23 protein-coding genes and 1 tRNA gene are annotated in these 25,460 nt (G+C 32.7%); 10 read left to right on the top strand and 14 right to left on the bottom strand.

From position 1 onward, the window contains the following. The first annotated feature begins 56 nt into the window (after window positions 1-56). Complete coding sequence (locus PHV37_03060; GenBank protein ID MDD3237058.1) at window positions 57-1,139, top strand: FkbM family methyltransferase; 1,083 nt, start codon at window positions 57-59, stop codon at window positions 1,137-1,139. 2 nt (window positions 1,140-1,141) lie between these two features. On the opposite strand, the gene PHV37_03055 is transcribed toward PHV37_03060, so the two are convergent. After that, window positions 1,142-2,134, bottom strand: a complete 993-nt coding sequence (locus PHV37_03055; protein MDD3237057.1) for a radical SAM/SPASM domain-containing protein — start codon at window positions 2,132-2,134, stop codon at window positions 1,142-1,144. 132 nt (window positions 2,135-2,266) lie between these two features. On the opposite strand from PHV37_03055, the gene PHV37_03050 reads away from it, so the two are divergent. Both PHV37_03050 and PHV37_03045 read left to right on the top strand, forming a co-directional pair. Continuing rightward, window positions 2,267-3,388 carry a DegT/DnrJ/EryC1/StrS family aminotransferase gene (locus tag PHV37_03050; protein ID MDD3237056.1) on the top strand — a complete coding sequence of 374 codons (1,122 nt, stop codon included), beginning with the start codon at window positions 2,267-2,269 and terminating at the stop codon, window positions 3,386-3,388. Further along, the gene (locus PHV37_03045; GenBank protein MDD3237055.1) at window positions 3,388-4,554 is read left to right on the top strand and encodes a hypothetical protein; all 1,167 of its coding nucleotides are present in this window, start codon (window positions 3,388-3,390) and stop codon (window positions 4,552-4,554) included. The genes PHV37_03050 and PHV37_03045 overlap by 1 nt, the downstream gene beginning before the upstream one ends. 41 nt (window positions 4,555-4,595) lie before the next feature. Here PHV37_03045 and PHV37_03040 read toward each other — a convergent pair whose 3' ends face one another. Further along, complete coding sequence (locus PHV37_03040; GenBank protein MDD3237054.1) at window positions 4,596-5,414, bottom strand: glycosyltransferase; 819 nt, start codon at window positions 5,412-5,414, stop codon at window positions 4,596-4,598. Window positions 5,415-6,368: 954 nt separating this feature from the next. Here PHV37_03040 and PHV37_03035 point away from each other — a divergent pair. Together PHV37_03035 and PHV37_03030 are read left to right on the top strand one after the other, a co-directional pair. Beyond that, window positions 6,369-6,536 (top strand): hypothetical protein, encoded by a 168-nt coding sequence (locus PHV37_03035; protein ID MDD3237053.1) that lies wholly within the window; start codon window positions 6,369-6,371, stop codon window positions 6,534-6,536. Continuing rightward, the gene (locus PHV37_03030; protein ID MDD3237052.1) at window positions 6,536-7,792 is read left to right on the top strand and encodes an FAD-dependent oxidoreductase; all 1,257 of its coding nucleotides are present in this window, start codon (window positions 6,536-6,538) and stop codon (window positions 7,790-7,792) included. The genes PHV37_03035 and PHV37_03030 overlap by 1 nt, the downstream gene beginning before the upstream one ends. Window positions 7,793-7,828: 36 nt before the next feature. Here the strand turns inward: PHV37_03030 and PHV37_03025 are convergent, their stop codons facing one another. Continuing rightward, entirely contained in the window at window positions 7,829-8,389 is a 561-nt protein-coding gene (locus PHV37_03025; GenBank protein ID MDD3237051.1) for a DNA-processing protein DprA, read from the bottom strand. Window positions 8,390-8,482: 93 nt separating this feature from the next. Between PHV37_03025 and PHV37_03020 the strand changes: the two genes are divergently transcribed. After that, a complete protein-coding gene (locus PHV37_03020) occupies window positions 8,483-10,939 on the top strand; it encodes a 3'-5' exonuclease (GenBank protein ID MDD3237050.1) in 2,457 nt (818 codons plus the stop codon). Here PHV37_03020 and PHV37_03015 read toward each other — a convergent pair. From PHV37_03015 to PHV37_03005, 3 genes are read right to left on the bottom strand one after another with little or no spacing between them, the layout of a single operon-like run. Continuing rightward, window positions 10,926-11,693, bottom strand: coding sequence for an RNA methyltransferase (locus tag PHV37_03015; GenBank protein MDD3237049.1), 768 nt, complete (start codon window positions 11,691-11,693; stop codon window positions 10,926-10,928). The genes PHV37_03020 and PHV37_03015 overlap by 14 nt on opposite strands. After that, entirely contained in the window at window positions 11,678-13,324 is a 1,647-nt protein-coding gene (locus tag PHV37_03010; protein MDD3237048.1) for a M24 family metallopeptidase, read from the bottom strand. The genes PHV37_03015 and PHV37_03010 overlap by 16 nt, the downstream gene beginning before the upstream one ends. Further along, window positions 13,325-13,609 carry a peptidylprolyl isomerase gene (locus PHV37_03005; GenBank protein ID MDD3237047.1) on the bottom strand — a complete coding sequence of 95 codons (285 nt, stop codon included), beginning with the start codon at window positions 13,607-13,609 and terminating at the stop codon, window positions 13,325-13,327. Between the two features lie 71 nt (window positions 13,610-13,680). On the opposite strand from PHV37_03005, the gene miaB reads away from it, so the two are divergent. Both miaB and PHV37_02995 read left to right on the top strand, forming a co-directional pair. Further along, window positions 13,681-15,000, top strand: coding sequence for a tRNA (N6-isopentenyl adenosine(37)-C2)-methylthiotransferase MiaB (miaB, locus tag PHV37_03000; GenBank protein ID MDD3237046.1), 1,320 nt, complete (start codon window positions 13,681-13,683; stop codon window positions 14,998-15,000). Window positions 15,001-15,096: 96 nt separating this feature from the next. Beyond that, on the top strand, window positions 15,097-16,017 hold the full coding sequence (locus PHV37_02995) for a hypothetical protein (GenBank protein MDD3237045.1): 921 nt from the start codon (window positions 15,097-15,099) through the stop codon (window positions 16,015-16,017). Window positions 16,018-16,097: 80 nt separating this feature from the next. Here the strand turns inward: PHV37_02995 and PHV37_02990 are convergent, their stop codons facing one another. Next, window positions 16,098-17,072 carry an SPFH/Band 7/PHB domain protein gene (locus tag PHV37_02990; GenBank protein ID MDD3237044.1) on the bottom strand — a complete coding sequence of 325 codons (975 nt, stop codon included), beginning with the start codon at window positions 17,070-17,072 and terminating at the stop codon, window positions 16,098-16,100. Continuing rightward, on the bottom strand, window positions 17,059-17,517 hold the full coding sequence (locus PHV37_02985) for an NfeD family protein (GenBank protein ID MDD3237043.1): 459 nt from the start codon (window positions 17,515-17,517) through the stop codon (window positions 17,059-17,061). The genes PHV37_02990 and PHV37_02985 overlap by 14 nt, the downstream gene beginning before the upstream one ends. A gap of 142 nt (window positions 17,518-17,659) precedes the next feature. On the opposite strand from PHV37_02985, the gene PHV37_02980 reads away from it, so the two are divergent. After that, a complete protein-coding gene (locus tag PHV37_02980) occupies window positions 17,660-19,504 on the top strand; it encodes an ABC transporter substrate-binding protein (protein ID MDD3237042.1) in 1,845 nt (614 codons plus the stop codon). Here PHV37_02980 and PHV37_02975 read toward each other — a convergent pair. The 4 genes from PHV37_02975 to PHV37_02960 all read right to left on the bottom strand — a co-directional run bounded on the left by PHV37_02975 (window position 19,497) and on the right by PHV37_02960 (window position 22,774). After that, the gene (locus PHV37_02975) at window positions 19,497-20,552 is read right to left on the bottom strand and encodes an ATP-dependent endonuclease (GenBank protein MDD3237041.1); all 1,056 of its coding nucleotides are present in this window, start codon (window positions 20,550-20,552) and stop codon (window positions 19,497-19,499) included. The two genes, PHV37_02980 and PHV37_02975, sit on opposite strands and share 8 nt — an antisense overlap. Before the next feature lie 74 nt (window positions 20,553-20,626). Then, window positions 20,627-21,391 carry a DUF561 domain-containing protein gene (locus PHV37_02970; GenBank protein ID MDD3237040.1) on the bottom strand — a complete coding sequence of 255 codons (765 nt, stop codon included), beginning with the start codon at window positions 21,389-21,391 and terminating at the stop codon, window positions 20,627-20,629. Between the two features lie 117 nt (window positions 21,392-21,508). Then, complete coding sequence (locus PHV37_02965; GenBank protein ID MDD3237039.1) at window positions 21,509-21,964, bottom strand: hypothetical protein; 456 nt, start codon at window positions 21,962-21,964, stop codon at window positions 21,509-21,511. A 99-nt stretch (window positions 21,965-22,063) separates the two neighbouring features. Continuing rightward, window positions 22,064-22,774, bottom strand: coding sequence for a pyridoxine 5'-phosphate synthase (locus PHV37_02960; protein MDD3237038.1), 711 nt, complete (start codon window positions 22,772-22,774; stop codon window positions 22,064-22,066). 113 nt (window positions 22,775-22,887) lie between these two features. On the opposite strand from PHV37_02960, the gene PHV37_02955 reads away from it, so the two are divergent. After that, window positions 22,888-22,962 (top strand) — tRNA-Asn (locus tag PHV37_02955). 243 nt (window positions 22,963-23,205) lie between these two features. Here PHV37_02955 and PHV37_02950 read toward each other — a convergent pair. Together PHV37_02950 and PHV37_02945 are read right to left on the bottom strand one after the other, a co-directional pair. Further along, the gene (locus PHV37_02950; protein MDD3237037.1) at window positions 23,206-24,180 is read right to left on the bottom strand and encodes an NAD(P)-dependent oxidoreductase; all 975 of its coding nucleotides are present in this window, start codon (window positions 24,178-24,180) and stop codon (window positions 23,206-23,208) included. Further along, window positions 24,164-25,438 carry an aminotransferase class I/II-fold pyridoxal phosphate-dependent enzyme gene (locus PHV37_02945; protein ID MDD3237036.1) on the bottom strand — a complete coding sequence of 425 codons (1,275 nt, stop codon included), beginning with the start codon at window positions 25,436-25,438 and terminating at the stop codon, window positions 24,164-24,166. The genes PHV37_02950 and PHV37_02945 overlap by 17 nt, the downstream gene beginning before the upstream one ends. Between the last annotated feature and the right edge of the window lie 22 nt (window positions 25,439-25,460).

Here is a 25,460-nt window from a genome sequence, read left to right as displayed (position 1 = left end):
ATTACAATGCAACATTATATTATAATGTTGCATTGACATTATAAAAGGAGTAATTAATGTCAATCATAGAAAAAATAATAAAAGAGTATAAAAATTATGAATTAGACGCTCTAACTAAAAAAATGGTCGAGCAATTTTTAAACTCTGATATTAAGTATGTATTGGGCTGTAACAAACAGTCTGAATCCATTTGTAAACAACTTAATGTCCAATATATAATTGATGATTATACAGATAAAACAGAGTTTATGAATGCTAAAATAATAAAAAGATTTGATGTACCTGAAAACGCTGTTGTCGTTAATACAATCATCGATTCATTAACCAAAACTGCAAATAAAAACCTCAATAATGCTGGCATTTATAATATTATTTCCTATTTTGACTTATGTCACTATGACAACAACAGATTCGAATTCCCCTATTTTGTCTTAGAAACTAGAAATGAGCTCTTTGACAAGAAACACATATTTGAAGACATTTTTAAAAAATTAAATGATGAAGAATCTAAAAAAGTATTGTCAGATGTTCTTTCTTACCGAATAGTTGCTGACAACAAATATCTTAAAAATTATAAATTTATCCGAAAAGAACAGTACTTTGAAGATTTTATTAAATTGGGTGATGACGAAGTATTTCTCGATTGTGGAGGTTTTGATGGCGATACGACTGAAGAATTTATTTCCCGTTGCCCTCAATTTAAAAAGGTATATTTCTTTGAGCCATGTCTAGCAAATATGACAAAGGCTAAGTTGAGATTAAACAATAATCCTAAAATCGACTTTATACAAAAGGGTGTTTCTGACGCTACAGAAACTTTATATTGTACGTTTAATTCTGCAGCAACAACTATCGCTGATTCTGGAAATGAAGAAGTCGAAACTGTAAAAATTGATGATGTTATTTCTGACATTCCAACTCTTATAAAAATGGATTTAGAAGGTTTTGAAATGAAAGCCCTGGAAGGGTGCAAAAATACGATAAAAAACTACAAACCAAAGTTGGCAATATCCGTTTATCATAAACCTGAGGATTTTTGTGAAATATATACTTATATTATGAGTCTTAATCCTAATTACAAGTTATACTGCAGACATTATACGGAAGCAATGTGTGACACTGACTTTTTCTTTGTATAAATTTATTGATATTTTGCTATTAATTCTTGCTTGTATTCATCTACAGAAACTGTACTGGCACAGGACGGATAATTACAGATAGAACATATCGGATATTGTTTAAGATTTTCATTCAAATGTGCCAATCTTAACTCTCTGAGTTCATTTGAATTCCATATTTCTTTTAAACTTTTATCCTTTACATTTCCCATATAAACTTTTTGTAGGTAGTCAACACAACAAACTCCAACATTTCCGTTAGAATTTATCATAAGTTTATAGAAGACATCCGGACATATTTTTGCAATTTTAGTGTCGTTTTTTCCGTAAACAGAGCTTGTTTCGGTTTTAATTTTATCGTTGAGGTCAATTCCGGGCCAAATGTTTGCGGCGTTGTCTATATGCATTGAATCGCAAGAATTTTCAAATATGTTTTTAAATAATTCTTTTTCTTCTTGTGTAAAATAATCCCCATTGATTTTTACATGAATATGGCAATTTTTTCTGTTATCAAACAAATATTTTATATTTTCAACAATTTTATCGAAATGCACGTTTTGGTGTGAAAATTCCATATACTTTTCATTGCTCATTCCATAAATTGAAATTTCAATTTTATCTAAGCCGGAAGCTATTATTCTATCAGAAATCTCATGGGTTAATAACGAAGCATTTGTTGTCATTCCGACTTTTTCTGCAACATTTGCATCTTTTATAGCCTTAACCATTTTTGGGAAATTCTTATTAATTAAAGGTTCACCATATCCATACATATGAATCATTTTGATTTTTTGTTCAAACTCTTTTAAATCCTCAACAATCTTGGTAAACAATTCCCAACTCATTATTTTAGCATCAACTTGTTTTTTAAATTCTGTATTATTATAACAAAATGCACAAGAAAAATTACAAATTGTTGATGGGTCTATATATACCGTAAGAGGTGTATTTAATGGCAATAACGTATGTAGTGGTTTTCTATCTTTGCTTATTGGCATTTCAAATTTAGCTGTCATATGAGTCCTAACCTTTTTAATAGTATAAAAAAAGTCTACCACAAAAATAAATTTGTATTAGCCTATTATTGTGATAAACTTGTACTGTTAGAGTGAATATACAATTACAGTTATTATTTAAGGTTAATTTCTATGACTGATAATTCAGAAAAGATATTTGTAACGCAACCTTTGCTACCAAAAATAGAAGATTACGAAATACAATTAAAAAAAATATGGGAGTCAAAGTGGCTCACAAATATGGGGGAGCAACATAATCTTTTAGAAAAATCATTGCAAAATGTGCTAAAAGTGTCTAATGTATCTCTGTTCAATAATGGGACAATTGCACTTCTATCTGCTATAAAATCTTTAGATTTACCATATCAGAGTGAAGTTATTACAACCCCTTTTACTTTCGCTGCAACGCCTCACTGTATTGCTTGGAATGGTCTAAAACCTGTGTTTTGTGATATTGAACCTAACACAATGACCATAGACGCTGATAAAATTGAAAAAATGATTACCCCGAATACATCTGCCATTGTTGCCGTACATGTTTACGGATTCCCTTGTGATATAGAAAAAATTGATAAAATTGCTAAAAAACATAATCTAAAAGTGATATATGACGCAGCTCATGCTTTTTCAACTGAAATCGATGGTGTTGGTATAGGAAATTTCGGCGATATTACAATGTTTTCATTCCATGCGACAAAGCTGTTTAATACTATAGAAGGCGGCTGCTTAACTTATAAAAATCCTGAAATGTCAAAAGTTATATACAATTTAAGAAATTTTGGCATTCAATCAGAAGAACTTGTGGAAGCTATCGGTATAAATGGAAAAATGAATGAATTTCAGGCTGCAATGGGACTTGAAAATTTAAAAATTTATAAAAAAGAACAAGAAAAAAGAAAAATTGTAAAAAACTTTTATGATAAAAATCTAACTGGCATCAAAGGCATCAGAATTCCCCAAATGCCTAATAATACAACTAATTCTTATCAATATTATCCAATCGTTATTGAAGATGATTATCCTCTCGATAGAGATATGTTATATGAAAATTTTAAGTCTATTAATATAATGACAAGAAAATATTTCTACCCTGCTTGTACTGATTATGAATGTTACAAACATGATTTATCGGTAAAATTAACGGATTTATCAGTTGTTAATGATTTGAAAAATAAAGTTCTTTGTTTGCCTTTTTATGGAGATTTAACCGAACCTATTTTAGCTATAATATGTGAGAAAATAAGGAATTATTGATGGTAAAATTATATACAAAAACAATTCAAGAAAAACATACTAAATATGAAGTATGTGGAATGAGATTTTCAATAAAAAATAAAGAATATTGTAATAAATTAGCTGCTGAATTAGAAAAAGAAAAGGAATTACAAAATAATTTCGATATTGATTCATTGAAAAATGCCAAAAAGCTTATTCTATTTTTGACTCCGGGTGGTATAAAGATTAATGGTGGAATCTTGAGCATTTTTTCTTTATGTACAACTTCTCGAGAATTAAATAAAGATGCTGTTTGTATTTTATCTACATATCCCAATGATAAATATACATATGCTTATAATGATAAGTTTCCAAATAATGAACAAATTTATAGATTTTCTCAAATAATTGAAAATTGTAAAAACTTAGAGGAAATTATTGTTCATATTCCTGATTATTATGCAATGTCATTTTATAAAGCATTAAACAAAAATGAGTTAATTTTTTTCAAATCAATTAAAAATGTTCAATTAAATATTATGAATCAGAATATTGAAAATATGCCGGAAGTTAAAAAACTTAAATCACTATATTTGATTTCCAATAACGTAACGCAAACAGTCGCACATGACAGATATGCAACTCAAGAAGTATGCAATAAATTCAAGATGCCTACTCATTTATTTTCTGTTGAGATTGACTATACTTTATATAAAAAATATCCATTTGAAAAAAAAGAGAAAATCATTGTGCTATCCCCTGACGACAATAAAAATAAGTCTAAAATTGTTCAATCGTTAGAAAAAGAATTCCCGGATTGGAAAATTATTACAGTAAATAATATGTCATTTTTTGAGTATATGGATTTAATTTCACGTGCATATTTTACAATAACTTTTGGTGAAGGAATGGATGGATATTTTAATCAACCAGCCTATGTAGATAGCCTTGGGTTTGCTGTGTATAATGACCATTTTTTCCCTAATAAAGAATGGAAAGACCTCAATAATGTATATTCTTCATATACAGATATGACTGAAAATCTGCCAAACGATTTGAAAAAATTATACGAAAACAAAGAATTGTATTATAAAACAATAAACGAGCATTTCGAAAAACTAAATATAACTTATCAAAAAGAGAAATTTGTTTCCAATTTAAGAAACTTTTATTTTAAGAAATACGATTTTTTACCACAAGATTAAAGACATTATGTTGTTTTAAAGCTTATTTTTAAATTAATCCTTCATTTAGTGAAGAACTTTTCCCAGAATTTCAAGAAGAAAAAGCGAATAAGACCGAGTTTGGCTTGTATAATTTTGTTGCTTTCTTTAATGAATAGTTCAGACTTTTTGGAATACTCAGCGGCATTAGCATCAGCGTTGTAGCTTTCGTGTATACGCCAGAATGAGATTTTTTCATTGATATAATAGGCTGGATACACTGCTAAAATTTGACGCCAGAGCCAAAAATCAAGCCATGCAGGAATAGGTGTGTCAAAATCACAACTCATCAATATATCCCTTTTAACCATAACAGCAGAAAATGTGGCTAACGGGTTAAAAACTTTATCTTGTAGTGCAGGTAGTTTTATCTTGTTTCTCCCCTCAAAAGTAATATTGCAAGCCGATATATAGGACTGTTTCAGGTCTGTATTACCTATCAGTTGAATATCATTGCCAATTATAGCAACATTTTTATTTTTCTCAATAAGGGCTATTTTCTTGTCTAAGTAGTCGTTACGCCAGTAATCGTCACTCTCGCAAAATGCAATATATTCCCCTTGAGCCTTTGATAACGCTAGTTTTAGGGTTGCAACAAGCCCTTTGTTGGCACCATTTTCGTGTGTGTAAATGTGAATATAGTCATATTTTGCTTCATATTTCTTAATAATATTAAGTGAGCTATCTTTAGAACCATCATCTACAACAATGACCTCGAAATCACGATAAGTCTGTGCAACCAAAGAGTCCAGCGTCTCTTTGATATAATTTTCATAGTTGTAACTTGCAACTATTATACTTGCTTTTGGTTTATTCCGTTCATTATTTTTTGTTTTTTTCATAAATAAATTTTATCATAAAATATAAATTATGTTTTGTAGATAAAGTTTCGAAACGGTATATATTGATAACATCAACGTGCAATATTTGATACGAATAGATACATATTGATAATATAAATTGAAATAAGCTGTGTAAATATTATAAAATTAATGAAGTAGAATACAAATACAAATTATACTCGAGTAAAAATTTATAATCGTATTTCGTAAATTTTCTCTTAAATATCAGTTATGTTTTATATTATTGAAATATTAGTTGTTTTGTAGTTAAATCTACTTTTTAATTTAGTGATTATGGGTGTAAATAAAATAATGTAATCAGATAAAATAGTCTTAATTTATTTCTTTTTTTCACGCATAATATAATAGAGTTATCTTGATTTATATTATAAAGCTGGTACATTTTTATTACCTTTTATACTAAAGGCTCCTTCTTACATAATATATATTATCAATATATATCTTTTAGAATTAAAATCCACTGTAAAGACAGGATTAGTATAGATATTGTAATTTGCTTTTGTTTTGCATTTTTAGTCTTTTTAAATACACGGGAATATATTTCTTAATTTAATTATTTAAGTAATCCTTATTGACGAATTTCTGCAAAATTTAGCGTATGAGCTTGTAGGCATACTGCATATATTTAATTAAAAATTAAAGAGGCTTCAGAATGGTTTTAAATCGATTTTATCCTTATCTGATGACTTAATGTACCCAGAGTATTTGTAACGCCCTTTAAAACGTGTCTGGCTTTTAGTAATACATTTGCAAATAATTTTTCGATATTGTATTTTCGTGGGCAATTATGTTTATATTTTAACTTGTTACTATTCGATACATAATGATAACATACTAAAAGGTTATCAATATATATCTAATCGAATTAAGTTGTAAAAAACTTGCCCTTTAGAATTTTTTTTTGTAAAATTATATAGATTGGATAAAATAAACATGAATTTTATAACAACTGCGGTTCTCACAAATAATTTAAAAAAGAAAAAAGTTTCTATATTAGACACTTTTGAAAAAAAACTTTTGAGCCTTGAAAAACGCTCGCATCGTCCTAACGCAAGTGTAATTATAAGCAGGTTGAAAATTCTTGCTAACAAGGACTCATAATGAAAAGCTACTACGATGTTATTGTTGTTGGAGGCGGTACAGCTGGGGTTGCAACTGCATATATGGCTGCAAAATTGGGTCTACATGTGTTATTGGTTGAAAAAAATATCCATCTAGGCGGAACAATCACCTCCGGGCTTGTTATTCCTGCAATGAAAACAAACGATTTAGGCATAAATTCTACTTTCTTCAATGATTTAATTGAATTTGCAAACTCCTACGGTGCTCAATATACTTATATTGATGGCAACAAAGGGTGGTTTAATCCAGAACTTTTAAAAATAGTTTTGGACAAAATGCTCAATTATGTTGGCGTAGACATTTATTTAGCAACAAGTTTTAACAAAGCTAAAGAAAAAAATGGACGATTTGTCCTACATTTTTCACAAGAAATGTTATCACTACATTCCGAAACGAAATATCTTGTAGATGCAACTTCAAATGGTAAAATTTTTCAAAGTTTAAATTGTGAATTTTTAAATAAAGATAAGAATGAAAATCAAGCTATTACGCTGCGTTTTACAATGGCTGGAGTCAATTTGAAAGATTTTTCAGACTGGATAATGAAATTCGATTCAGATAGGAATGTTACGACCTGTGTAGCAGATATTCAAATCCACTTGTCCACTGCTTATACTTGGGACACTAATATAAATTGGGCCCTTAGACCTCTATTTACTAAAGCTGTAGAAGATGGTGTTTTAAGAGAAGAAGATACCGCCTATTTTCAGCTATTCACAATCCCAGGCATGCCCTCATCCATAGCATTTAACTGTCCAAGAATTCAAATAAATGATTGCGAAGAAAATTATCTCTCAAAAGCCGCTATAAAAGGACGAGAGCAGATATTTAGGCTGGCTGAATTTTGTAAAATTTATTTAAAAGGATTTGAAAACGCATATATTTCAAATATTGCCGATATGCTTGGTATTAGGGAGTCTAACAGGGTAAAAGGCAAACATATTTACACTGAATTTGAGCTTCTTGATAAGAAAAAATTTGACAATGTTGCTTTATCTTCTGATTATCCAATAGATATACATTCTATAAAAAAAGACGACAGCACATTGCATTTTACAAAAGGAAATTATTTTTTACCTATAGAATCATTGATTTCAGACAAATATGATAATTTATTCATAGCGGGTAGAGCACTTAGTGCGACCTTTAAAGCACAAGCAGCACTAAGAGTTCAGACGTGTTGTTTTGCAATGGGTGAAGCCATTGCAAAATATATAAAACAAAAAGAGACTTAAAAATAAGCCCCTTTTAACAGTTTATATTAAACAACATTAATCAAGATAGAAAGCTGTAACAACCTTATGAGAATCTTCCGCATGTCCAATTGCTTTGTGCAAAGTGCCAGATGTATGTGATAAGAAGCAAATAAGTTGTTGACCTTCGTCAATAATTTCTCTGTTACAAATTCTGCTAGCGTCAGCAAGTGTCATCATTGCTCTATCGGGGTGCTCAATAATATTAGGAACACCAATCAATTGGTCTTGAACGTCAGAAGGTTGTTGTCCGATTGTTTGAGGCAAAATGACTCTTAATTTATCAGGGTTAGCTTTCATTGCACCTCTGATTGCAGCAGCGTTTGTACCTGATGAACCTCCGCTTGTAACAATTGTATTGCCTTGCATTACAAGTGCATAAGCTAAAATTTCAATTATTTGTTGGTGCGTGATAGGAAGATTTCTACTTCCGATAATAGCAATGTTCTTGGCTGATTGTTGGATTGTAGCGAGTTCAACAGCTAGCATATCCAGAGTATTTGCACTTTTTTCATCAATTTTATCTAAATCGTCAAGCGGTACCATTATCGATTGGTCATTTTTCTTTTCGTCTGTCATCTTCAAATCCTAATAAACTAACACTTTGTATAAATATTTGTTTTTTGTATAATGTAATCATATCACAAATTTCAAAAAATAAAAGATACTACAATGGGAAATATTTTAGACGGATTAAACAGGGAGCAGAAAGAGGCGGTTATTGAACCAGAGGGTACATTACTTGTACTCGCAGGTGCAGGCTGCGGAAAAACGAAAGTATTAACAACCAGAATTGCTCAACTTGTGCAATCTGGGGTTTCTCCATACGAGATATTAGCTGTAACTTTCACCAACAAGGCTGCCAAAGAAATGGTTGAACGTCTGTCAAAAATGGTTGGTGAAGAAAAAGCAAAAAAAATGTGGGTCGGTACTTTTCATAGTATTTGTGGACGAATTTTAAGGACTGATATCGACAAATATAAAGACCCTGATAGTGGTAAAAAATACGATAAATCTTTCGTTATTTACGATGAAACTGACTCAAATGCAATCATAAAAAATGCTTTGAAAAAACTAAATCTTGATGAAAAAGTTTACATTCCCAAAGTTGTTAAAGCTGCTATATCAAATGCTAAAAACAAAATGTGGGATTCCTATACTTATGCTAGTCGAGCTCGTGATTATCGATCTCAAAAATATTCTGAAATATATTCTGAGTATCAAAAGCAACTTCAATTAAATAACGCCTTGGATTTTGACGACATGTTAATGCTCGCCGTAAAACTATTTGAAGAATCTGATGAAGTAAGAGAAAAGTACCACAACAGATTTAAGCATATTTTGGTTGACGAGTTTCAAGATACAAACATTTCTCAATATCAAATGATTAACTCTATATATACAAATGCAAAAACTGAAGATGAGCTAAATGGTCGTAGTTTATGTGTCGTAGGAGATGTCGACCAATCCATATATAGTTGGCGTGGTGCTGATTTTAGGATTATTCTTAATTTTCAGTCTTCGTTTCCTAAAGCAAAACTTGTTAAATTAGAGCAAAATTACCGTTCTGTTGAAACTATATTAACTGCCGCAAACTCAATCATCACAAATAACACACAACGTGTCAGCAAAAACTTATATTCTAACCTTGGAAAAGGTGAGATGATTCAGCTGTTTGAGGCTCAAGATGAAGCAGATGAAGCCTCATACATTATGCAAAATATCAGAAGACTTTTAAATGAAACATCAATAGGGCATATTGCTCTTTTATACAGGACAAATTCTCAATCAAGAGCTCTTGAAGAAGCTTGTATTGCAAATGGCGTACCTTATAAAATAGTCGGCGGATTGAAATTCTATGATAGGAAAGAAATTAAAGACATAATCGCTTATTTAAAACTTATTTACAACTCTGACGATTCGCAAAGTTTGCGTAGGATTATCAATGTTCCAAAAAGAAGCATCGGCGACACAACTATGCAAAAACTGATTAAGATATCTATTGATTCGGATATGTCAATCTACAAAATATTAGCCGATATAGATGAATATGATGACTTTTCAAATGGCATCAAGACAAAATTGAAAGGCTTTTATGGTCTTATAGAAGATTTAAAATCAAAGTGGGAAATGCTCGCTTTGCCGGAATTTATAACTACAATTCTTGATGAAACCGGTTATTTATCTGAACTTAGAAGCGAAGACACACCTGAAAATGAAGCTCGAATCGACAATTTGCAAGAATTAATAAATGTCGCAAAAGACTTTGAGCCACTAGAAGAAGGCAATGATTTGGGGGAATTTTTATCACAGGTTTCTCTTGTTAGCGATATTGACTCCTATAACGATGAAGCTGAAACTTTAACATTGATGACCTTGCATAGTGCAAAAGGACTTGAGTTTGATTATGTGTTCTTAACTGGTTTAGAAGAAGGCATTTTCCCGCACAGTCGTTCTCAAAACAGCCTTACAGAAATGGAGGAAGAACGCAGGTTAATGTATGTTGGCGTCACTAGGGCTAAAAAAAGATTGTTCATAACTCATGCAAAAAGACGTCAAATGTGGGGGGAATATAGGTATTATAACCAAAGTAGGTTCTTAGAAGAAATTCCGCAATCTGTAATAGAAAGTAACATATCAGATGCTGTGTCAATGTCTGGTTCTCACAGAAAAACATTCAATGCTGCTGTTGATAAAATGCGTTCAATGCCACAAAGAGAAACTTCTTCTGGCAGTATTGCCCCAACAAACTCTTTCGGAAGAGGATTTGTTGCTCCACAAAAACGCAAAGCTATGGTTGTTAAAGCACAGGCTAATATAGCAAAAAAAGCCGAAAAACAGGCTCAAGATGAAGAAAAAATAAAAAAACTGCTTGATGATAATCCGATAAAAAGAATGCTTGAAGAAAAAAAAGCAAAAGAACGTGCATTAGAAGAAGAAAAAGCTAAAAAGCCTCAACCTGAGATAAAAGAATTTTTCCAAGGCGACAGAGTTTTTCATTCAAAATTCGGCATCGGGCATATTAAAGATATAAAAGTACTTTCAGGTGCAAAAATGTATGTCGTAGACTTCGGTCTACAGGGCGAAAAAGCCTTAGATGCAAGCTTTTGCAACCTCAAAAAGTTTTAGTAAACATTTGATACATTGTAACGCTCACTGCGGTTGAAAGGTTTAACGATTCAACGTCATTTTTCATAGGTATAAGCAAATTTTTGTTTGCAAGGTCTATTAAGCCTTGAGTTAAGCCTGTAGCTTCCGAGCCGAACATTATTATGTTTTTTGCTTGAGTATCGATTTGTGCTGGTGTGATTTGTGCATTAGAAGCCAAAGCCGTCGCAATATAGTTATAATCTTTAAATTGATTTTTAAGAGTGCTTATATCAGTTGTTATTACTTTTACTTTGAAAAAATTGCCTGCAGAAGACCTTATCACCTTTGGATTGTAAATATCAATAGTGTTACCTATCAGCAATATATTTTCAAAACCGAAAGCCGCAGCACTCCTGATTATTGTGCCCAAATTGCCTGCGTCTTTAATATTTTCAATTAAAAATATGTTATTGTTTTTGACAATAGAAATATCGTTTGGTTGTTTATGTGCAATCGTTACAATATTAGAGGGCGAATCAGTCGAACAGAGTTTCTTTATTACAGCTTCTGTAACAAAAGTGGCATGATTATCATTAATTTGATTTTTACAGCTATCAGTGACAAAAACATCTTCTATTTTTATATTTGCGTTCAAAATTTCTTCATAGGCTTTTTTGCCTTCAACAATGAATAAGCAAGATTTTTCACGATACTTTTTTTGAAGAAGTTTGGAATATTCTTTTATTTTTGAATTTGAAACACTTGTTATTTCTTGCATTACATAGCCTGCCATTCTTCGAAATATTCTCTTTCAATGTCTGATAACATAGAAAAATCAACAAGTTTGGGTTCAAACTTAAATTTTGAAAGTGTATTAATTGAAACTTTACCATTAGTTATTGAGCTATAGACTGTATTTTCAAGTCTAACGCCGCCATAAAGTGGTTTATAAATCCCTGGTTCAATTGAAAAAACAGCATTATGAGTAATCTGTTTTTTTGACAAATCAGATGGTGCTAAAGCAGGAGGCGTTTCGTGGACATTGAGCCCGACGCCATGGCCTGTCGAGTGATTAAAGGAAAATCCTGCCAAATTGGCTTGATTTATGACATCTCGAGCCTTTTTGTCTATATCATACCAAGTATTTCTAGTTGTATAAGAAGCTTTGTATGCGGTGAAAAAAGCCTTCAAAACAGTTGTATAAACTATTTTTTGATAATCAGTAGGAGTCCCTTTAAGAAAAGTTCTTGTTATATCTGTAGCATAGCCACCTTCGTAATAACCGCCACAATCTACGAGCAAAAAGTCACCTTCATTAACAAAAAAATTATTTTTAGGGTGAGAATAGTGTATAATAGAAGAATTTGTACCCGCTGCTATTATTGGTTTAAAACTCAAGCTTTGTGCTTCATTATTGTAAAAAGAGTCGACAAGTGCATCATAATAATCAGTTTCAGAATATATTTTATTTGAATTAATCATATCTGAAATAATCATCAAAGCGTTGTCAGCCCGTTCAAACGAGGATTTGAAGTGTTTAAGTTCACTATCATTCTTTTGTGTTTTTAAAGTCGAAATATTGCTGTATTGAAGATTATTGCTTTCGTCTATATTATACAAATCATAAGTATTTATAGTCTTCTCATCTATTTTTACAGTGGCGTTTTTGATAGATTTTAAATCCTCGTCAAAATTTTTCAATGGTAAAATTTTAAAAGTTTCGCTCATATTTTCATCGAGATTTATATTACTATCAGTATAAAGTTTGACAGTGTGCTTATCAATCAACATTTTGGCATAAAATGACGAACTATATGGAATATCATAAGAGCGAATATTTGTTAAATATGCAATATCTTCCAGAGCAGAAACTACAATTGATTCATTTTCTGCCAATTTAGATGATATTTTTTCGAGCTTTTCAGAAGCGGTTTCACCTGCAATGTTTTTGTCTATCAAAAATAATTTTTGCTTTTCATTTTTATATTTTTTTTGACCAAGAGAAAAAACCGGGTCAAAATCTAAAATTTTAAATGTTATATTCTTCTGCTCTAATTCGCAATTTAAAGCGTTCAAAAATGCACTTGAGATTTTTTTGCCAACTACTAAAAGTACAGAATCATTTTTAAGGCGAGTTGCAAGTTCTTTGATATATTGTTGCCCCATCTGTAATTTTACGACATCTACAATGCTCGTATCAACCTCTAAATCGGCTTGCTCATGATATCTACCATCAACAAATTGAAATACCTTTTCAGAAGTCAAAAGAACATCACCCGTTGAGCCTGAAAAGCCTGTTACAGAATATCGGGCATTTTTTTCAAACTGATTATACTCTACCAAAAATTCGTTTGTAGAATTTATAAGTAGAGCATCAGCATTGTATTCTTTTAAAAAGTTTTTTAGTTTATTTATTAATTCCATTTAGTCCTTTGTATCGGTCAGCTTTATCAAATGATAACCGAATTGTGTTTTTATTGGGTCAGAAACTTCACCGACTTTCATCGAAAAAGCAGCATCTTCAAATTCTTGAACCATTTGTCCCTTTGTGAAAAACCCTAAATCACCGCCGTTTGCACCTGATGGGCACATTGAAACTTCTGATGCAACTTGTGCAAAATCTTTTCCTTCAAGAATTTCTTCTCTCAAACTTTTAGCTTCTTCTTCTGTTTTAACCAATAAATGGCTCGCTCTAACGTATGTAGGCATATTTACTCCTATCTGTTATAAAATTTTAACGTAGTTAGTATAACACATTTTTTTCAAGTATAATATTAAGCATGAAGAAATTATTTATACAAACACTCGGATGTCAGATGAACAAATCAGATAGTGAAAGAGTTTCCGGAATTCTTTCACACTTTGGCTACGAAAACACAAATGAGCCCAAAGATGCTGATTTATTGATTATAAACACTTGCAGCATAAGACAACTATCAGCTGATAAAGCTTACAGCCAAGTTGGTTTATGGGGTAAATGGAAGAAAAAACGCCCCGAGCTAAAAATCGGAATTTGTGGCTGTGTAGCTCAACAAGATAAAAAAAACATTCAAAAACGTGCCCCATATATTGATTTGGTTTTCGGTACTCATAATATTTATGAGTTGCCATCTCTTATACAACGAATAGAAGCAGGCGAAAAAGTTTGTGCAATCACTGAAAAAGCTGTCACTGATGACGCTAACAAATTTAAAATAGACAGAGCCAAAAGCGTAAATGCTTGGATACCTATTATTGAAGGTTGTAACAACTTTTGTACATATTGTGTTGTCCCTTTCACTCGTGGTCGCGAAAGAAGCAGGCAAATGGACGAAATTATCCAAGAAGCTAAAAACGCTATCTCTGCCGGATACAAGGAAATTACCCTCCTCGGTCAAAATGTCGACAGCTATGGCAAAGATTTCGATGATAACAAATCAACTCTCGCTAATTTGCTAAGAAATTTGAATAAAATAGACGGCAAATTCCGCATAAGATTTGTAACTTCATACCCTACTGACATAACTGATGATTTGATTGATGCAGTTGAAGAATGTGACAAAGTTTGTGATTACTTCCATATTCCGATGCAATCAGGCAATTCTGAAATTTTGAAAGATATGAACAGAAGATACGACCGACAACAATATGCTCAAATCGTAAATAAAATCAGAAAAAGATTCTCTGACGTTGCTATAACAAGTGATTTTATAGCCGGTTTCCCGGGAGAAACAGAAGAACAATTCTTAGATACTTTATCCGCAATAGATGAGTTTGAATTAGATTACCAAAATACAGCCGCATATTCGCCAAGGATTTACACTAAAGCAGCGAAAATGACCGACAAATTTGTCGACGAAGATACAAAAGCTAAAAGGCTTGATATTTTAAACGAAAAAAACCGTGAAGCTTGCCTCAAATCAAACCAAAAATGTATTGGCAAAACATTCGAGGTATTAATAGAAGCAAAAACCGATAAAAACGGAACCATCTTCTGCAACGGCAGAGCTGGCAACAACAAGCTCATTCATTTCGTTGCACCAGACAGCAATATCGGTGATTTCGTAAATGTAAAAGTAACAAAAGCTCAAACTTGGTGCTTATATGGCGACCTTGCTTAATATTTCTTAATATTACTAAGCAAAAAAGCAATTTCTGTGAGTATATATCCTTTATATATACATAAGAGAGTATTACCAACACAGGAATTTAAAGAGATGACAACTTCTATTAGTAGTATTTCAGCTAATTATGCTGACTTATTTAAGCTAAAATCAACACAAGGCACTGATTCAAGTGATATCAATATCCCTTTGAATGGCAGTGGTCAAGATGGTGTTACTGATGCGTTCGGAACTTCTAACGCAGTTAAATCAACACAAATTGAATCTATGGTTTCTTCACTTGTTCAAGATGCTGCTCATATGGAAGAAGACGCAAGTGAAAACTCTTTAAGAACTCTAAAAACAAGATTGAATCTAATTCAAACAATGGGCGGTGACGATATTGATGTAGCCTCCATATTAAATAAAGCTTTGGCAAAACTTCCTGTTGCGATGCAAAAACGTGCATGTGAAACACTTGGCGTTCCAGAACCTGAAAATGATGCGAGTATTGACTCACAAAACTTCAGTCCGGTTACTAAGTTCCAAGCAGCGGTTGGCAAAATGCCTTCTGTTATTAGAAATGCCGTTGATAAAACAACAAATGCCGTCAACACCGCATTCAGCAATGCTTCTGCACCAAATATTAACGCAGAAGGTGCAACACAAAATGGTGCAAAATTAGCACAAGTTGCAAGCCAAACAGCAAGCTCTATGGGTTCACATGGCTGGTGCTTAAAAGGCGTTAATAATTCATTAGAAAAAATGTATGGATTCCGTTTGGGTTACCCTTCAGCATATATGGCAGCAGATGGACTAAGACAACACTCTGACCAATTTAAAGAAGTTTCAGCTTCAAAAGCTGATTTGGATAAACTTCCTGCAGGTGCAATTGTCGTTTGGGACAAAGACGGTGACAACCCGCATGGACACATTTCAATTTCATTAGGAAACGGATACGAAGCAAGTGACCACGTTGCAAAACAATATAAAAATATCAGCAACAGCTTCACAGTATTTATTCCTCAAGACTAAGCTCTCTCATCTCTCTCTAATCTTATATCTCAAAAGGTGCCTCTATTTGAAGCACCTTTTTAATTTTGAAAAAATTAATATTATTTGCCTGAGTCAAGCATTTGTTTAATTCCGTCAATAGAACTCAAAATGCCAGAGGCTTCATAAGGCATATAAACGACCTTATTGTTTTCACCTTCGACCATACCTTTCAAGGTTTCAAGATATTTCATTGCGATTAAATATTTGTCAGGTTGACCGTGACTTTGAATAGCTTCAATAATCTTTTGAATTGCTTGTTTTTCACCATCTGCTTCCAAAATACGAGCTTGAGCATTACCGTCAGCTCTTAATATAGCAGCTTTTTTATCACCTTCAGCTTTATTTATTTCAGCTTCTTTTTGTCCTTCAGCTTTCAAAATTGCAGATTTTTTCAATCCCTCAGCTTCTAAAATAGAAGCACGCCTATCACGTTCAGCTTTCATTTGTTTTTCCATTGCCGCTTGAATGTCTGCAGGTGGAATAACATCTTGGAGCTCAACCCTGTTTACTTTTACGCCCCATTTATTAGACGCTTCATCAAGTATTGCTCTTAATTTTGCATTAATAGTATCTCGAGAAACCAATGTTTCATCTAAATCGAGTTCGCCTATGATATTTCTCAATGTAGTTTGCGTTAGTTTTTCAATAGCTTCAGGCAAATTTTGAATTTCATATACTGCACTTTTAGGGTTTACAATTTGAAAATATATCAAAGCATTGATACTGATTGATACATTGTCTTTTGTAATCACGTTTTGACGAGGAAAATCATAGACACATTCTCTCAAGTCAATACGTTCTCTTTCAGCTATATAGGCATAATTTCTACCATCTGCACCTTTTGCAACTTGTTTCCAAAAGACTCCTCTTGGTGCTTCAACGATAGGAATAATAAAATGTATCCCTGAATCCAACACTTTTTCAAACTTTCCTAGTCGTTCGATAATGATAACTTCAGCTTGTTTCACAATTTTAAAGCCTTTAAGAGCCAATAAAATCACGAATACAAGAAGTACAATACTAATTACACTCATTATTATTCTCCTTTATATCTTTGAGCGGTTCAACCTTCATAACGATACTGTCGTTAGAAATTATTTTAACTTGACTATCCGGTTCTATAGTGCAATCATAATCCGTCCGAGCGTCCCATTCTTCCCCATATATGGCAATTCTTCCGGAGGATTTGGTAACAGGTGCAATTACAGTTGCATTTTTACCTATATATTTTGCTTCAATACCTGTTTGTTTATCATTATTATTAAATTTGCTTAGTAAATACGGTCGTATGAAAAGTATTAGCAATATAGTTGCCACTGCGAAAGCAATAGAGTGGAACATAACCGAAAAGCCAATTGCAGCAACAATCGCCGTAACAAAAGCTGCGACAGCCAAACATAAAAAGAACATTACCGGTGTAAACATTTCAATTATCAAAAGAACAATTCCTGCAATGCACCAAATTTGCCAAATTTCCATAATAGCCTCCTGTCCATTCAAAGTATATAGAGATTTTTAGCTTTAGTCAACAATATCATACTCATCAGCTATATTATTTTGAAGAATTTTGTGTTAGCTTTAACTTATGCATAAAAGATTAGGGAAAATTTTAGTCATAATTGTGCTCATAGCACTCGTTTGTGTTGCTTGCTTCAGAATTGACAAGCCTGATACAAATGCTTCAGATGATAATGGTAAAAGTGCTGAAATCACAAAATCAAGCGAATATAGGGAATTAAAAACTCTTACGATAAACGGTACAGATTATATGTTGTCACGAGGCGATGTCGGTCAATATGGCGGCGAGTTTGTCACTTCAACCATTGGAGAAGGCCCTAAAACATTTAATCCTTGGGAATCAAAAGATGCAACTTCTTCTCAAATTTCTGATTTGATGTTCGACTCTCTAGTTACAACAGATGTCTATACGGGACAAGTTATTCCAAAACTTGCAAAGAAAATTCAAGTTTCAAAAGATAACAAAACCTATACCGTAACATTGAGAAAAGGTGTAAAATGGTCTGACGGCAAGGAAATTACAGCTGATGACGTCACGTTTACTTGGAACAAAATTATATTAGGTGGTTTTGGAAACATTAGTACTAGAGATTCGATTTTAATTGATGGGGTTCCTCCTGAAATTAAAAAAATCGACAAATATACTATTAAATTCACAACGCCAAAACCGTTTGCCCCATTCCTAAGACTTATGAGTGTGCCGATTGCACCGAAACATGTTTTCGAAAATGTCATAAAAAAAGGTAACAGATATTTTGATTCTTTTTACGGGACAACCACTAAACCAGCTTCGTTCGTAACTAGTGGACCTTTTAGGTTAAAAGAATATGTACCTGCTCAAAGAGTTGTTCTCGTCAGAAATCAAAATTATTATATGATTGATGAAAAACACCAAAAGTTGCCTTATATAGACCGCTATATCTTTTTAATCGTTGGCGATTTAAACAATGAGCTTTTGAAATTTGAATCTAAAGAACTCGATATACTTGATTTGAGAGGCAAAGATGTTGCCAGATTTAAAGAGCTTGAAAACAATTCGGATTATAAAGTCTACAATCTGGGACCTAACACTGGCACTATGTTTTTGATTTTCAATATGAACGATAGAAAAGCCTCAAATGGCAATTATTACGTGATGAAAAAGAAACAGGCATGGTTTAGAGATAAAAATTTTAGAACCGCCGTAGATTATGCCTTAGACCGTGACAGTATGGTCTTTAATATTGCAAACGGAGTCGGGCAACCACTATTTACAGCCGAATCGCTCCCATCTATTTACTTAAACAAAAAGCTGGAAAAAGGTCACAAAACTGATATTGAATATTCAAAAAAATTGTTAAAGCAGTCAGGTTTTTACTGGGATAAAAAAGGTATTTTACACGATAAAAAAGGTAATATTGTTGAATTTGACCTACTTACCAATGCTGGCAACACTGAACGTGAAGCAATCGGGGTAATGGTAAAAGAAGACCTTTCTGAATTAGGAATGAAAGTTAATTTTAAACCTATTGAGTTTAATTCACTTGTGAACAAATTGACGAACAGTTTGGACTGGGAATCAACAATAATGGGCTTCACAGGTAATGCTCTTGAGCCTCACAGCGGACAAAATGTTTGGTATTCTTATGGTCCATTACATTTGTTCAATAAAAGACAACCAAATGAAAAAAATCCCAACTTATTTCCATGGGAAAAACAAATTGATTCTATATTTGATAATGCTGCTTTGAAATTGTCGTTTGCTGAAAGAAAAAAGCTATATGACCAATATCAACAAATTGTCTATGATGAAAGACCTATCATATACTTGTATTCTCCTTTGAGAGTCAGTGCTTTGAGGAATAAATTCGGCAATATTTACCCGACACAACTAGGTGGAGTTATTCATAACCCCGAAGAAATTTATGTAAAAGAAGACTATAAAATCAAGACAAAAAAATCTAAATAGATTTAATTTGTTCTATTATTGTTGAAATTTCGTCTGAAACATCGGTTTTATATTTTGCGTTGTCGGCAAGAATTTTCGCAAAATGTGCCTTTTGAAATTCGCCCAATCCTCGTGTCCTATATATCATTGAAATATTTTCACACATCTTATTCTGATTTTTTATATCAGACATACTAACTTCTTCAATATCATAAAAATGCGTATTGAACGCCCTTTTTATAAGGTTTTTTGAGACAATGTCTTCAAACTCCCCGTTTTTAATAACTGTGCTCAAATCCTTTGGCTTTAATACTTTTGTTATTTCGGAATGAATATTACTTGCATCAGAATCAAGCAAAATAAATATTGGAAGTTTAACTATATTTCGTAATTTAACGTACAACGGTGGAAGCTTACTTTTTCCACCGGCTCCAATAATGTGAATACCATTTTTATCAAAATCATAGCCCAATATTTTAGCAAAACATGGGAGCAATATTTCCTCTGTAATGCCCTCTACAAGAACAAGCTTCTCGATAGGGTAGTGCAAAAATTCTTTTTCTCTTAAAGACTTGGCAGCTGAAAAAACATCAATATTTGTTCTTATACCGCTCTTGTAGACATTTGACAGCTCTTTTAACAATCTGATATTATCAACCATTCCATTTTTGTCAGCAAATCTATCAACAATATTTAAAATTTCTAATTTAGCTGACATTAAAATATTTGTATAATCATCTTCGCTGGTAAAATAACGAGAATCGAGTATTTGCAGCAAATTAGATGTATTGTGAAATGCTTTTACGTGTTCAATCTCTTTTATTGACTCGTTCCATATAGTTTCAACTAATTTTACAAGTTTTTCAGGAGCCAAAGCCTCAATTTGTGACTTAGATAATTGAGGAGATATTAAATGTCTATACAAAATATCTTTATATACACGAGGATACTTTATCGATGGGCGTTTGAAACGTGTCAGCCTATCTATACTAATAACAAAATCCTCGATTGTCATTGGCTTATATTTGATTGTTTCTTTTATATCTATAGTTATTTGTGTATTTTGCAAACTCACTCCAAATATGAAACTTTAAACAAAGAAGGTATGCTAAGCATACCCTCTTTTAATATTATAAATTAGAACTAAGCATTTAGCAAAGTTTTTTCTGAAGATGCGTTGCGAGTTGCATTTTCAACTAAAGTTCTGATAACAGCAATCATAGCTATTGTAGAATTTAGTTTATTAACACAAGACCCCACACCAACAGCACTCGCACCAGCAGCAAATGCCATAGGAGCTGTTGTTGTTGTAATTCCACTTGCTGTCATTATTGCGATATCTGTATTTCTAGCCAATTCAATTGTGTTTGCAATAGAAACTTGTGCGGTTTCCAGCAATCCTCTGGCACCAGCAGATTGAGCTGTAACTGTAGCAGCACCTTCTGTTTGAATTAAATCAACATGCAAATCTTCTAGTCTATGAGCCAATTCAATTTGTTCAGCAATTTCGATATGCCCGGGGATTGTAACTGACATGAATATTTCTTGATTACCTAAAAGTTCTTTTGTATCTTTTACAATTTCAAAAACTTGTTGAGCTGAAACTCTTTTACCATCTCTATACATAGTGTCAAAGTTACCGATTTCAATAGCATCTGCACCGTATTCAACAGCTTTGGCAAGTTCTGCCGGAACAATAGATGAAACCATTACCGGAATCGTTGTAATTTCTTTAGCCATAGAGATAATATCTTTGCTGAAAGCCACATCAACGGCAGAAGCCCCAGCTTGTTCCGCAGCAGAAACTACATTTTTGATATTTTCAATATTAAAATTGCCGATACCTGCAATAACTTTGATTGCTCTTTTTTCTGAAATATGTTGTTTTAAAATTTCAATTCTGCTCATTTTTACCTCCATGAACATATACTACTATTAAGTCAAGTTGATTATATCACAATTTTATACAAATAAAAAATAATCCGAAGATTGAACAACGGATTATTTTAAAAATTTTATTATCAATTATTTTGTTATTGTAGGAGTTTGAGTCCATCTATGGTCAACGCCTGCTTTTCTTTCATTTGCATTCAAAGAAGCTGTCCAGAGGTTTGCAGCCAATGTCGTAACACCAGCCATAACGCCAACGACTTTAGGCATATTGCCTATTTCTTTTTTCTTAGCAAGGCGAGCAATTGTAGCAATAGTAAATGCACCCGAACCTACGAAAAAGCCCTGTCCTATTCCTTTAAATGTCGATTTAGTGTATTCGTTGATATTTACACCTATTTTTTTACAACTACCGATAAAGTCTTTAATCTTTTGAACAAAGCCTTTTTTCTTTGGGGTAGTTTGCAAGTCAATTTTATCAACAGGTGTTGATGTTTTTAAAGCAGCAATTTGTTGTTGCGGACGAGGAGTCATATTCTCCAACAAAACTGATGGTTTATTATCGATTTGTGTATTGAAATTTACTGTCATAATTAACCCTTTACACTTATTCTTACTTGTAATAAAACAAAACATTAAAAAATTTGCTAATTTTAACGCTTAATGTAATAAATCGTTAAGATTGAAAAACTATTGTATAAGATTTTTCATATCAATTATAGCACTTTTTAACCCTTTGAAAATAGCCCTAGAAATTATGCTGTGACCTATGTTTAATTCGTTTAGTCCTTTGATTTCACGCATTCTATAAACATTTTCATAGTTTAGCCCATGCCCTGCATTTACTTTTAGTCCTAAATTTTGAGCAAATTCTGCGGCATGCTTTAGTTTTTGAAATTCTTTTTCTTCATTTTCAGAGCCAAAAGCCTCAGCATAAGCACCTGTATGGAGCTCAATAAAAGGAGCACCACAATCAAATGAAGCTTTGACCTGTTCTTCGGTAGGATCAATGAACATGCTGACCAATATTCCCGCATTAACGAGAGGTTGGACGTATTTTTTCATTTTATCCAGCTGTCCTGCAACATCCAAACCACCTTCTGTAGTAAGCTCTTGTCTTTTTTCAGGAACCAAGCAACAACACTGTGGCATTATATCTAAAGCAATTTTTTGAATTTCATCAGTAGCAGCCATTTCAAGATTGATATTACATGTTAAAACTTTTTTTAATGTATAGACATCCGCATCTTTAATATGTCTACGATCCTCACGAAGATGCACGGTGATGCCATGAACATCTGTTTCTTGACAAATTAAAGCAGCATCTAAAACACTTGGTTCTCCCGCTCCCCTTGCGTTTCTAAGAGTTGCAACGTGATCAATATTTACACCCAAAAGCATATTTGACCTCCTTGAAAATATCCTACAAATAAATTATATTACAAATTTATAGAAAAAAGGTATTTACAAGAAAAATTTTTGTAGTTATAATGTAACCATAGCTTAAAGGATATTCCTCGGTAGCTCAATGGCAGAGCATTCGGCTGTTAACCGAAGGGTTGTAGGTTCGAGTCCCACCCGAGGAGCCATTTAAAAAGGTTTGATTAATTTCAAACCTTTTTTATGTAATTTGACATCAAACAAAGTGGCTTGACTTATAATCACTTAATTTGTATTTTTCTCAGCTACCTTACCTCCGAAATTACCGTCTATTGTATATAGGTAGCCGTCTTTAACTTTTTTCCAATGCTTTTTAGATGCAACTGTTACATGGTTATTTGTACACTATTATCAACATCAACAAAAACGCTCATTTCTTTATTGTTTTATGGTTATAATTTGATACTTGATAATCTTTCCAAAGATGCTATAACATCTTTTTGCCTTTCACCATTAAAATCAAGGTTCGAGGTGACATGATGTACAGCATAAAAGGTTGGATCAAAAAGTGGTTGCTTTAATCTTAAAAGATTTGAAACTAAGGTTGATATAAGACCTATAAATTTGCCGAAATACAATGGAAGTGTAACAGTCTTGAATTTTTTGTCTGGAAAATATTTTTTTGCAATGGAATTGTAATAATCATCAATTGATGTAATTTCTCTATCTATTATATTTATAGCCATCCCATCAAAATCTCCAGACATGCTTACACCGACAATTGTTAATGCGACATTTTTCACGTTAGCCAATGGCCATCTGTTTTTACCATGCCATTTCCCAAAATGAATAATATATGGTGATGATTTTAAAAACTCGATTACTCTGTTTTCTAAAGTTTTGTCCCCATCGCCATAGACAGCTGCAGGTCTTATAATAACGTATTTTGAGGGAGGTAAATTTAAATTCAGCCACTTTTCTGATTCAATTTTGTATTTTGGATACGGGTTGAGCGGATGAGCTTCAAAAGGTGTTGTATCCTCTTTAGCATCAAGAAAATCCTTTATTCCATATACATCAGTTGATGAAATGTATATTATTTTTTCAGTAGGGACAGAAGATAGATATTTTATCGGTTCAAAATTAATTTTTTTAAATTTTTTATCAGAACCGATATCAGAAGCTAATCCTGCAGCATGCACAAGAATTTGAGGCTTTAAAGAACCTAAAGCCTCAAAAAAATCCTTTGGATTTGTAATATCGCATTGTAATAAATGAACATTATCAAGTTTTGTAAGCTCTTGAGGGATGTTTTTATGGACGACAGCATATACTTTCCAGCCTACTTCTATATATTTTTTTACAATATTTAATCCAATAAATCCCGCAGCTCCGGTGACTACGACTGTTTTACTTGATAACTCCATATTTTTTACCTAATTCAGCTATAACTTCTACTGCCTTATCGATTTGTTCAAAAGTCAAATCTTTCATAGTACAAAGTCTTAAACGACATTCTTTTCTGCGAACAGCAGGATAAGTCACAATGTTGACATAAACGCCATTTCTGCGAAGTTCATCATACATTTTAAACAAGGTAGGTTCACTATATATCATAACAGGTACTACAGCTGATTGCGAATGACCAATATCAAAACCTTGTTTGATAAGTTGAGATTTAAGATATTCTGTTTTTTCAATTAATTCTGCACGACCTGCTGTGTCGGTTTCCAATAGTTTAAATACTTCATTTAACCCACCGGCAACTGAAGCAGGCATGGCTGTTGAAAAGAAATAGCTTCTTGAATATAAACGCAAATATTGAATAAGTTCTTTTGAACCTGCACAATAACCGCCAAGCCCTCCCGGACCTTTACTTAGCATTCCTACATTTAAGTCAATTTTATCCATCACATTATAGTGTTCCGATGTACCTTTTCCGGTTGGACCGACAATACCAACGCCATGAGCATCATCGACCATTACTCGACAATTATATTTATTGGCTAATTCTACTATCTTATCTAATTTAGCCATATCACCATCCATAGAAAAGACGCCATCTGTAATAATTAAGCGTCCTGTTTGTTCTTCCGGTAATTTAGATAAAATTCTTTCTAAGTATTTCATGTCAGCATGAGGATAGATTTTGATATCTGCACCAGATAGACGACAACCATCAAAAATAGAAGCATGATTTGCACTATCATTTATAATAACGTCGCCAGGACCACATATAGCGGAAACGATTCCTACATTTGCACCATAACCACTCGGGAAAACGATACAATCTTCAGCATCATAAAATTTAGCAATTCTTTGTTCCAGTTCTTTATGAATGTCAGTAATTCCGGCGTAATTAGAAACCGCCCCCATTCCATAACCAAATTTTTCAAGAGCTTCTTTTGCCGCTTGCATAACTTGCGGGTGAGTAGACAAATTCAAATAGGAATTCGAGCCGAGCATAATTACCTTATGAATGGTACCATCTTTTTCTCTTATCTCAGAATCAGGTTGAACCTTGTTCATTGTAAGCATGCCCAAAGCCTCATTGCCAGTAAGCACACCACTGTTTAAAACATCATTTAATCTATATGTTTTTTGGAATAAGTCTTCACCTTCCAAAGTAGTAGTAAAGTCTTCAAATTTAACATTTACACATTTATTCTCTTCTGAGGTAATCAATGTTTCCGCCTTCCTATATATA

The sequence above is a fragment of the Candidatus Gastranaerophilales bacterium genome (assembly GCA_028693235.1).
In the GTDB taxonomy this organism is placed as follows: Bacteria; Cyanobacteriota; Vampirovibrionia; order Gastranaerophilales; family Gastranaerophilaceae; genus JAQUVW01.
Note: the sequence above shows the minus strand (reverse complement) of the source record. Positions and strands in the feature narration are given on the sequence as shown.